This window comes from Mycobacterium sp. (genome assembly GCF_049673265.1).
Lineage (GTDB): Bacteria > Actinomycetota > Actinomycetes > Mycobacteriales > Mycobacteriaceae > Mycobacterium.
On record NZ_JBATXN010000699.1, the window covers coordinates 1 to 10208 of the forward strand.

Sequence of the window (10208 nt, forward strand, 5' to 3'; positions counted from 1 at the left end):
GGTGATGCGACCGAGTAAGACTCTCAACGCTGCCCTGGACTGACGCGAATACCTGAACGGGTAAGTCTCGCCGGTACGCGGCTGCACCAAACTGCGAAAGCCGCGAGATTTTGCAGGATCCTTTTTACTGCTGTTGTACACGTTGGGACTTGGTGTCGCGGCTGGGGGCATCGTCATGATGTGGATGGCCCGGTCAAAGGCGCAACCGCCGTCACCGCACCCCTACTGAGGCTGGTTTAGTCCACCAGGTCGCGAAGTGTCTCGATCAGCTTGACCCGCTCGGCAGAGGTGGCTGCCATCGGCGCGACGTTCAACGTCGTCACGCCCGCCTCGCGGAACGCGGCGACCCGTTCTTTGACGAACCCGGATGCGCCGATCAGGTTGACGTCGCGCACGAGTTCGTCGGGCACCGCCTTGGCGGCGTTGTCCTTGTCGCCGGCCAGATACAGTTCCTGGATGCGGTCGGCTTGCGGGCCATAGCCGTAACTGGTGGCCAGCGTGTGATAGAAGTTCTTGCCCTTGGCGCCCATGCCGCCGATGTAGAGCGCCAGGTGCGGTTTGACGAATTCGCGTAGTGGCTCGACGTTTTCGCCGATGGCCAGTGCCGGTCCGGCGAACACGTCGAGGTTCCCCAGCGCGGGATCGCGCTTGGCCTGGCCGGCAGCCAGCGCCTGACCCCACACATCCTGTGCTTTCTCGGGCAGATAGAAGATCGGTTGCCAACCCTCGGCGATCTCGGCGGCCAGCTCGACATTCTTGGGGCCGAGTGCAGCGACTAATATCGGAATGCGTTCGCGGACAGGGTGATTGATCAGCTTGAGCGGTTTGCCGAGTCCGGTGCCCTGTTCAGCGGGCAGCGGAATGGTGTAGTGCTTGCCCTGGTGTTGCAGCGTCTCGCGACGCCACACCTGGCGGCAGATGTCGACGACTTCGCGGGTGCGGGCGATCGGGGCGTCGTAGGGCACGCCGTGAAATCCCTCGATGACCTGAGGGCCGGACGCGCCCAGGCCCAGGGTGAACCGGCCGTCGGAGACATAGTCCAGGCCCGCCGCGGTCATCGCCGTCAATGTGGGCGTTCGGGTGTAGAGCTGCAGGATGCCCGACGCCAACTCAACCCGCTCGGTACTGGCCGCCAGGTAGCCCAGCGCGCTGACGGCATCGAACGAATACGCCTCGGGGACAAAGACGATGTCCAATCCCGCGCGTTCGAGGTCGGCCACCTCGGCGGCCGTCTCTTTGAATCCGCCGGCATAGTTGATTCCCAACCCGATCCGCATGCTCGTACTCCTACGCTCTAGTGAACTGACCGGCCAGCTCGAGCGCCTCCTGCTGGATCTGCTCGAATTGGGCACCCATCGCTTCCGACAATGCCGTCGCACCCGAGAGCGGGCGCACCATGACCGTAAACTCGTCGATCAGCCCCTGGTCGTTGAAGTGCAAGAAGTCACATCCAGTGATTTTCTTGCCGGAGACGATGGTCTCGAACACGAAGGCGTGGTCGCGGCCGTTACCGTCGTGGATCTCGCGAACGTAATGAAAGTCCTCGAACACTCGAAGGACACCGCGCAGCAGGGCCGCGGTGATGGGCTTGCCGACATACGGCTTGAAGGCCACCGGGCTGGTGAACACCACGGCGTCGGCCAGCATCGCCTGGATGGCTGCCTCGTCGCGCTGCTCGACCGCGGTGCGGAAGGGGTGGGTAGCACTCACCAGATACCTCGCATAGTCAATTTGTTGAGTAGGTGGGACTGACGGTAGAGCGTGCCGTACTGATATGTCTATGAGTGGTTAGTCACTTTTTTGAATATTCGTGTCGTTGTATGATCGGAAGATGTCGCTGCGTGACGCGGTGCTGGCCGCCCTGCTCGAGGGCGAGTCTTCCGGATACGACCTGGCCAAGAGTTTCGACGCCTCGGTCGCGAACTTCTGGATGGCAACCCCGCAGCAGCTGTATCGCGAACTCGACCGGCTGGCCGAGCAGGGTCTGATCCAGGCGCGTGTCGTTCACCAAGAACGCCGGCCCAACAAGCGCGTCTACTCGCTGACCGAGGCGGGCTACGACGCGATCCAGCAATTCACCTCGCGGGCGCCGAAGCCGTCGGTGATCCGTGACGAACTCGCGGTCAAACTGCTGGCCGTTGACGTCGGTAACGCGCAGGCGGTTCGCGACTTCATGATCGAACGACTGCAATGGGCGACGGCCAAACTGCAGCGGTACGAACGAATGCGCGCTCGGATGCTCGACGGCCGGGGCGAAGAGGAATACCTCGCCGAGGCGAAGCGAGTAGGCCCTTATCTGACGCTGACGCGCGGAATTTCGTTCGAGCAAGAGAACATTCGATGGGCCGAGCGCACGCTGGCGATCATCGAACAGCGTCAGGACGCAGCCTCAACCGCTGTGAGCAGTGAAAAGGGGCCTTCCTTGTAGTCTGGGCGTCATGCCCAGCGGAGCAAAAATCAAAGTCGAAGGCACGGTGGTAGAGCTCGACGGCGACGAGATGACGCGGGTCATTTGGAAGTGGATCAAAGACATGTTGATCCTTCCGAACCTTGACATCAACCTGGACTACTACGACCTGGGCATCGAGCACCGCGATGCCACCGACGACCAAGTGACGATCGACTCTGCCTACGCGATCAAGAAACACGGCGTCGGCGTCAAGTGCGCCACGATCACTCCCGACGAGGCCCGGGTCAAAGAGTTCAACCTCAAGACGATGTGGTCTTCGCCCAACGGGACAATCCGGAACATCCTGGGCGGCACCATCTTCCGTGAGCCGATCATGATTTCGAATGTGCCGCGGCTGGTTCCGGGATGGAAGAAGCCAATTATCATCGGCCGTCACGCCTTTGGTGACCAGTACCGTGCGACCAACTTCAAAGTCGACCGGCCCGGAACAGTCACGCTGACCTTCACCCCGGACGACGAGGGCGAGCCGATCGTGCACCAGATGGTGTCCATTCCCGACGACGGCGGCGTGGTGATGGGGATGTACAACTTCAAGGATTCCATCCAGGACTTCGCCCGCACGTCGTTCGCCTACGGCCTGAAAGAGAACTACCCGGTGTATTTATCGACGAAGAACACCATCCTCAAGGCCTACGACGGCATGTTCAAAGACGAGTTTCAGCGCATCTACGACGAGGAGTTCAAGGACAAGTTCGAAGAAGCCGGCCTGACCTACGAGCACCGGCTGATCGACGACATGGTGGCCGCGTCTCTCAAGTGGGAAGGCGGCTACGTGTGGGCATGCAAGAACTACGACGGCGACGTCCAGTCGGACGCGATCGCCCAGGGTTACGGCTCACTGGGGCTGATGACGTCGGTGCTGATGACCGCCGACGGCAAGACCGTCGAGGCCGAAGCCGCCCACGGCACGGTCACCCGCCACTTCCGGCAGTACCAGGAGGGCAAGGCCACCTCCACCAATCCGATCGCGTCGATCTTCGCCTGGACGCGCGGGCTCGAGCACCGCGGCAAACTGGACGACACACCCGAGGTGAGTGGGTTCGCCGAGAAGCTGGAAGAGGTCGTCGTCAACACGGTCGAAAGCGGTCAGATGACCAAGGACCTCGCGTTGCTGATCGGCGAGGATCAAGACTGGCAGACCAGCGAGGAATTCCTCGGGACCATCGCCGACAACCTGGAAAAGGCGCTCAGCTCGACTTGATTTCTCGGATCGGCGGGATGTGCTCGTCGAGGAAGCTGGTGATGACTTCGGCGACTCGTTCCGGCGCCTCGAACATCGGAATGTGTCCGACGCCGTCGAGCTCCGTCACTCGTGTCCCGTCGGGAAGCTGTGCCTGGAAATACCGGTGCGACCGCGGCCCGGGAAACACCCGGTCCTTTTCGCAGAGCACCAGGTGCGCGGGAACGTCGGTTTGCGCCAACTCCAACAATCCGGGCAGCAGCATGGATTTGACCAGCAGCTGGAAATAAGCGGGGCAATGCGCCACGTCGTCGACGATCGCCTCGAGTTCGCTGTCGGTCACCCCGTCCGGCGAGCCGCTGACCGGCAGGGTGGCCAGCCGACGACTGAACGGCAGGCGCAACGCGCGGGGCCCCGCCCACCGGGCCAGCGCCCAGAACGGCATCCCCGAGACGAACTTGGCGATCACCTCGAACTTGGTCGGCGCCCAGCGGGTCCATCCGCCGGCCGGCGCGATCCCGGTCACCGTGCGTGCCCGCCCGCGACGTTCCAGCTCGAAGGCCACCCAGCCGCCCAGCGAATTGCCGACGATGTGGCAAGTACTCCAGCCCAGCTCGTCGAGTTGCCGTTCGACATGGTCGGCCAATACCGCAGAGCTCAGCAACCATGTGCCCGCGTACGGGCCACCGTTGTGACCGGCCATCGTCGGGGCAAACACCTCGTAGCGGCCGGTATCGGCCAACTGCGGAGCAACCTTGTGCCAGACCAGCTGCGAAATCAAAAAAGGATGCAGCAGCAGGACCGGTTCGCCGGACCCCAGATGGATGGGCGCGCGGGACGTCATGAACCCGACAGTAAGGTGGTACCAGCGGTACCGCAAGCAGGGGGATAGCGGGCCGCCGTCTCCGTGAAAAGATCAAGCCATCATGACTGCTACTGGATCCCGTCGGGTCTTCTCCGGCGTGCAGCCGACCTCCGACTCGATGCACCTCGGAAATGCGCTGGGCGCCGTCACGCAGTGGGCCCAGCTGCAAGACGACTATGACGCGTTCTTCTGCGTCGTCGACCTGCATGCCATCACCATCCCGCAGGACCCCGACGTGTTGCGGCGGCGCACTCTGGTCACCGCTGCGCAATATCTGGCGTTGGGTATCGACCCCGGCCGCAGCACGATCTTCGTGCAGAGCCACGTTCCCGCCCACACCCAGCTGGCATGGGTGCTCGGCTGTTTCACCGGCTTTGGCCAAGCTTCGCGAATGACGCAGTTCAAGGATAAGTCGCTGCGGCAGGGCAGCGACGCGACCACGGTCGGCTTGTTCACCTATCCGGTGCTGCAGGCCGCCGACGTGCTGGCCTACGACGCCGAACTGGTGCCTGTCGGCGAAGACCAGCGTCAGCATCTGGAGCTGGCCCGCGATGTCGCGCAGCGGTTCAACAGCCGGTTCCCGGACACGTTTGTGGTTCCCGAGTTGCTGATCCCCAAGGTGACCGCCAAGATCTACGACCTGCAAGACCCGTCGTCGAAGATGAGCAAGTCGGCCGCCACCGACGCCGGGCTGATCAGCCTGCTGGACGCTCCGACCGTGTCCGCCAAGAAGATTCGCTCCGCGGTGACAGACAGCGAACGCGAGATCCGATACGACCCGGACGCCAAACCCGGTGTGTCGAACTTGCTGAGCATTCAATCCGCGGTTACCGGCGTCGAGGTCGATGCGTTGGTGCAGCGGTACGAGGGACGCGGCTACGGCGATCTGAAGAAGGACACCGCCGATGCGGTGGTCGAATTCGTTACTCCGATCAAAACCCGGGTCGACGAATTGCTCGCGGATCCAGCCGAATTGGAGGCTGTCCTGGCTGCCGGTGCGGCACGGGCCGAGGACGTGGCCGCAAAAACGGTCGACCGGGTCTACGACCGACTCGGATTCCTGCCGAAGCGTCCCTAGCACGCTGTGATGAGTGAGCCGGGCAAAGCAGGAATTCTGGATCGGCTGCGGGCGCGGTTCGGATGGTTCGACCACACGATGCGCGCCAACGATCGATTCAACGAATGCCGGGGCAACTACTACGCGGCCGGATTGACGTACTACACGATCTTCGCGTTATTTCCGGTGCTGATGGTGAGTTTCAGCGTCGCTGGGTTCCTGCTGTCGCGTCGCCCTGATCTGCTGTCCACGATCGACAGCAAGGTCATGGCTGCGGTGCCCGGCGCGTTGGGGCACCAAGTAGTCGACCTGGTGAGATCGGCGATCAAGTCGCGAGCTTCGGTCGGCATCATCGGCTTGGCCACCGCGGCGTGGGCCGGCCTGGGCTGGATGGCCAATCTTCGTGTCGCACTCAGCGAAATGTGGCAACAGGATACGCATTCGCAAGGATTCCTCCGCACCAAATTCTCTGATCTGGCAACCTTCCTGTCGTCGTTCGTGGCGATTTTCGCTACGCTCGCGCTCAGTGCACTTGCGAGCGCGACGCCGGTGGCCAAGGTTTTGTCGTTTCTGGGTCTCGACAACGCGCCGTTGCTGGACGGGATCGTTCGCGCGGTGTCGATACTGGTGTCAGTGCTGTTGTCATGGCTGGTATTCGCCTTGATGATTGCCCGATTGCCCAGGGAACCAGTCGATTACGCAGCTTCGATACGGGCCGCGCTGATCGCGGCGATCGGTTTCGAGCTGTTCAAGTTAGTCGCGTCGATTTACCTGAAGTCCGTCTTGCACAGCCCGGCAGGGGCAACGTTCGGACCCGTGCTGGGCTTGATGGTGTTCGTGTACATCACCGCCCGGCTGCTGCTGTTCGCCACCGCGTGGGCGGGGACGTCGACGCAAAGTTCACCCGCTGGGTCGGTGAAACCGCCTGAGCCCGCGGTCATCACCACCCGCGTGCAGGTGAACGACGGTCTCAAAGCGCGGCAGGCTGTGGCCGCCGCCGCCGTGGGCGCCGTTGGCGCGCTTGGGCTTTCCCGACTGCTCCGGCGCAACAAGGATTAGCTGACCAGCTTCAGACCGACGATGCAGCCGACCACACCAGCGATCAATAGCAGCTTCACGGCCGATGCTGTCTCGTCACCGGTCAGCATCGCATAGCCAACGGTGAGCACCGCCCCGACACCGACCCAGACCGCGTAGCTCGTTCCGGTCGGCAGGCTGCGCATCGCGAACGCCAGTCCGGTCATCGAGAACGCCAGCGCGACAGTGAAAACCACCGAGGGGAGCAGACGGGAGAAGCCGTCGGACCTGCTCAGAGCGGTCGCCCACACGGCTTCCAGTCCCCCCGACGCCACCAACACCAGCCAGGCCATCATGCACCTTTCCTGCGCCGTCTTGTCGCTGGCCGGGTACGGTGCCCCTCGTCCGGTGTCAGTTGATGACAGGTCCGACGGTACCAAACGCCTCAGCCATCCTCTCCGCGAACAGCGTTACGGCCTTGAGCGGGCGAAGCATAACGGTGATCTCGTTGATCAGCCCGTCGTCGCCGGTGTGCACGAAATCGCAGCCCTGAATCTCTAAGTCGCCCACTCTGGCCCTGAACAGCAGAGCGCGATCGGTTTCGTTGGCTGCCTGCACACCGATCTCCTTTTCAAACCGAAAGGCCGCCAACACTTCCGCTACCATCGCGATGATGGCCGCGACCGTCTGTCGGCCGCGGTAGGGCCGGTGCGCAATGGGACTGTGCAGGACCACGTCCTCGGCGAAAATGCGGTCAATGGTGTCGAACTGGCCGGATTCGATGGCCGCGCGAAACGGATGCATATGTTCTCCGATGCTCAGCGGATCGTTGCCGTGCCGACGGCGACCGTGACGGCGGCTATGAAAATCAAGCTGGTCAGGGCGACATTACGGGGTTCGTGCAGGTAGGCGTGCGATCCGATGGCACCCACCATGACGATCGCGAAGCCGGCGGCTGCGGCCGGAGTAAGAAACTGCGCAATGCCCACCAGGCGGGGGACGAGTATCCCAATTGCGCCGAGCAATTCGAAAAACGCGGTGACGCGAATCACCGGTGACGGAAACGGCGCGACGCCGGTTTGGCCGCTGGCAATAAGCCGCTGCTTGGGCTGGCTGATCTTCGCTGCGCCCGACGCGGCGAAGACGGCGGCCAGTACTACCTGCAAGGTCCATAGCAGTGCGTTCATCGTGATCTCCTAACTTCGATGGCGGTTCACATGTATGACGCAGTGCCGCAGCACAATGTGACAGCGCGGCCTTCAGGATTCGGTCAGATAGCGCTGCACGGTCGGGCCAACCCAACCGACCACATCTTCGGCGGGGGTTGACGCGATCGGTTCGAGCTTGAGTTGGTAACGCGCGAAAGCCAACCCGGCCAAATGGCTGGCCACCAGTTCGACGCGCAGCTCGGCATCGTCGACTCCGAACTCCGCGGAGATCCGCTGGGCGACCGGTCCGGCGATGGTGTCGTGCAGCACCTGCCGGGCCTGAGGCTGGATAGCCGCCGACCGCCACAGGGTCAGGAACGGCTCGAAGACGCCGCCATGGTCCCAGTGCTCGAGGAAACGGCGTACCAGTCGCTTGCCGATGTTGTCGGGGCCTTCGTCGAGCAGGGTGGCGAGCTGGTGCAGCGGGTGCTCGGGGCCGGTCAGCGTGGCGGCGCTGAACAAGCCTTCCTTGCTGCCGAAGAAGTAGTAGACCATCGCGACGTCGACGCCCGCGTCGGCGGCGATAGCGCGGACGGTGGCTCGCTCGTACCCGTCGCGCATGAAACGTTCCCGTGCGACGTCGATGATCCGCTGTCGGTTCTGTTGGCCGGTCCGCCACCGACCGGGCCGTCGGGCCTCTGACATGCACAGAAGCATACTTCAACACACGTTGACGTTAGGTCTTCAAGCGGCGTATCGTCGTTCTTCAACGAAAGTTGAAGTATCACGAGGAAGGAGCTCGAGATGGTTACCGAAACACGTGAACGACGGCTGTGGTGGCGGCATCTGATCTCGGTTCTGATCGCCCCGGTCACCGTGACGCTCCTGGTACCGGCGCTGATCCTGGACTGGCCTCACCCGCACCTGCCGGATTACGGCTCGCCGCTGATCGCGGGACTGGCTGCGGTCGGCGGCCTGCTGATCGCCGGCGGGCTGGGCCTGCTGGTCTGGACCGTGTTGCTGTTCGACCGAGAGGGTAAGGGAACGCTTGGCGTCGGCAAGGTGCTCGGAGAACCGGTCCACCTCGTCGTGCAGGGCCCGTACCGGCATGTGCGCAACCCGATGATCAGCGGCGTGCTGGCCATCCTGCTCGGCGAGGCGGCCGTCGCGGCATCGGGCGGGTTGCTGCTGTGGTTTGCGATCTTCTTCACCTGCCTCGCGACGTTCATCCGGTTCTGGGAAGAACCCCATCTCGCTCAGCGCTACGGCGGCGAGTACGTCAACTATCGGCAGAACGTCCCGGCCTGGATCCCCCGAATTTCGGCTTGGACGCCGAGCGCATAGGCGTTCGTCCGACATCACGCAGCAAGCGTCCGAGATGTTCGAGCGCACTGGCGAATTCGCGTTCAGACGGTGTGCCGTATCCGAGCACAAGTCCTGGTGTAGCGCGCGATTTTCGATGCCAGAAGGGAGCCAAACCGGTAAGCGCGATTTGTCGCTCCTGAGCAGCGGCCAGCACATCGCCCTCCGAAACTCCTTGTGGCAACAGCACAACGGCGTGTAAGCCCGCAGCGATCCCGTGTACCGGCATGTTCGGTGCATAGCGGGCGAGGGCAGCTACGAGCGCGTCGCGACGATGTCGGTAACGCCGCCGCATTCGTCGCACGTGTCGGTCAAGGTCACCACTTTCGATCAGCTCCGTGAACGCCAGTTGAGTCAGCACATCGCTTCCTCTATCAGCGCGGCGCTTGGCCTCGACAACCGCCTCCATCAGGTCGGCGGGCAGCGCCAGCCAACCCAGCCGAAGTCCGGGCGCCAGGCTCTTGCTGGCACTGCCGGCGTAGATGACCCGCTCGGGGGCAAGTCCCTGCAGCGCACCGATGGGGTGGCGGTCGTAGCGGAATTCGCCGTCATAGTCGTCCTCGACGACATAGGCGTCGCATTGGGTCGCGATCCGCACGAATTCGGCGCGTCGCTCGGCGGCCAATGTGGCGCCCAGCGGGGCCTGGTGGGCCGGGGTGAGGACCATCGCCGAATGCGTTGGCGGGCTGAATCCTTGGGGGCGGGCCCCGTCGCGGTCGACGTCAATCGGAATGACGTCAAGCCCACTGGCGATGGCGGTCGCGCGGTGGTCCGGAAGGCACGGGTCCTCGATGGCGATCGCTCGCGCCCCAGCCGCGGCGAGCGTGTCACACACCAGCCGCAAACCCTGGGTGTATCCGCTGCAGATCACGATGCGCTCGGCGGTGGTGAGCACGCCGCGCACCCGGCCCAAATAACTCGCGAGTTCCGCTCGCAGTCGGTCGGATCCGCACGGGTCGAGTGGACCTAACTCCGAATGCGGCGTCACATTGAAAGAGCGCCGCAGTGCACGCAGCCAATCCGCGCGAGGGAACATGCTGAGGTCGGGGCGTCCGAGGCGAAAGTCAGCGACGATGCGCGACGCAGCCGGCGTGGCATCGATGCGCGGC

13 protein-coding genes and 1 riboswitch are annotated in these 10208 nt (G+C 63.4%); of the genes, 5 read left to right on the plus strand and 8 right to left on the minus strand.

The features are described from left to right. Positions 1-236: 236 nt before the first annotated feature. A complete protein-coding gene (locus WBF82_RS23710) occupies positions 237-1277 on the minus strand; it encodes an LLM class F420-dependent oxidoreductase (protein WP_424385368.1) in 1041 nt (346 codons plus the stop codon). A gap of 10 nt (positions 1278-1287) precedes the next feature. Next, positions 1288-1710, minus strand: coding sequence for a nuclear transport factor 2 family protein (locus WBF82_RS23715; protein WP_424385369.1), 423 nt, complete (start codon positions 1708-1710; stop codon positions 1288-1290). Between the two features lie 121 nt (positions 1711-1831). Here WBF82_RS23715 and WBF82_RS23720 point away from each other — a divergent pair, with 121 nt between their 5' ends. Together WBF82_RS23720 and WBF82_RS23725 are read left to right on the plus strand one after the other, a co-directional pair. Further along, complete coding sequence (locus WBF82_RS23720) at positions 1832-2428, plus strand: PadR family transcriptional regulator (protein WP_424385370.1); 597 nt, start codon at positions 1832-1834, stop codon at positions 2426-2428. 10 nt (positions 2429-2438) lie between these two features. Continuing rightward, positions 2439-3671 (plus strand): NADP-dependent isocitrate dehydrogenase, encoded by a 1233-nt coding sequence (locus WBF82_RS23725; protein ID WP_424385371.1) that lies wholly within the window; start codon positions 2439-2441, stop codon positions 3669-3671. Here WBF82_RS23725 and WBF82_RS23730 read toward each other — a convergent pair. Further along, positions 3658-4494 (minus strand): alpha/beta fold hydrolase, encoded by an 837-nt coding sequence (locus WBF82_RS23730; protein WP_424385372.1) that lies wholly within the window; start codon positions 4492-4494, stop codon positions 3658-3660. The two genes, WBF82_RS23725 and WBF82_RS23730, sit on opposite strands and share 14 nt — an antisense overlap. A 79-nt stretch (positions 4495-4573) precedes the next feature. Here WBF82_RS23730 and trpS point away from each other — a divergent pair, with 79 nt between their 5' ends. Together trpS and yhjD are read left to right on the plus strand one after the other, a co-directional pair. Beyond that, positions 4574-5593: a tryptophan--tRNA ligase gene (gene trpS, locus WBF82_RS23735; protein ID WP_424385379.1), complete on the plus strand. Its 1020-nt coding sequence runs from the start codon at positions 4574-4576 to the stop codon at positions 5591-5593. Positions 5594-5602: 9 nt separating this feature from the next. After that, positions 5603-6631: an inner membrane protein YhjD gene (gene yhjD, locus WBF82_RS23740; protein WP_424385373.1), complete on the plus strand. Its 1029-nt coding sequence runs from the start codon at positions 5603-5605 to the stop codon at positions 6629-6631. Here yhjD and WBF82_RS23745 read toward each other — a convergent pair. From WBF82_RS23745 to WBF82_RS23760, 4 genes are all read right to left on the minus strand, one after another. Next, on the minus strand, positions 6628-6942 hold the full coding sequence (locus tag WBF82_RS23745; RefSeq protein ID WP_424385380.1) for a DMT family transporter: 315 nt from the start codon (positions 6940-6942) through the stop codon (positions 6628-6630). The genes yhjD and WBF82_RS23745 overlap by 4 nt on opposite strands. A gap of 11 nt (positions 6943-6953) precedes the next feature. Next, positions 6954-7017: riboswitch (guanidine-III (ykkC-III) riboswitch) on the minus strand. Beyond that, on the minus strand, positions 7001-7393 hold the full coding sequence (locus WBF82_RS23750) for a nuclear transport factor 2 family protein (protein WP_424385374.1): 393 nt from the start codon (positions 7391-7393) through the stop codon (positions 7001-7003). It overlaps the preceding riboswitch by 17 nt. Positions 7394-7407: 14 nt before the next feature. Further along, the gene (locus tag WBF82_RS23755) at positions 7408-7776 is read right to left on the minus strand and encodes a DoxX family protein (protein ID WP_424385375.1); all 369 of its coding nucleotides are present in this window, start codon (positions 7774-7776) and stop codon (positions 7408-7410) included. 72 nt (positions 7777-7848) lie between these two features. Then, entirely contained in the window at positions 7849-8442 is a 594-nt protein-coding gene (locus tag WBF82_RS23760; RefSeq protein WP_424385376.1) for a TetR family transcriptional regulator, read from the minus strand. Positions 8443-8541: 99 nt separating this feature from the next. On the opposite strand from WBF82_RS23760, the gene WBF82_RS23765 reads away from it, so the two are divergent. Beyond that, positions 8542-9081: a methyltransferase family protein gene (locus tag WBF82_RS23765; RefSeq protein ID WP_424385377.1), complete on the plus strand. Its 540-nt coding sequence runs from the start codon at positions 8542-8544 to the stop codon at positions 9079-9081. On the opposite strand, the gene WBF82_RS23770 is transcribed toward WBF82_RS23765, so the two are convergent. Then, positions 9017-10208, minus strand: a 1192-nt coding sequence (locus WBF82_RS23770) for a PLP-dependent aminotransferase family protein (RefSeq protein ID WP_424385378.1), incomplete at its 5' end; no start/stop codon positions are given. The two genes, WBF82_RS23765 and WBF82_RS23770, sit on opposite strands and share 65 nt — an antisense overlap.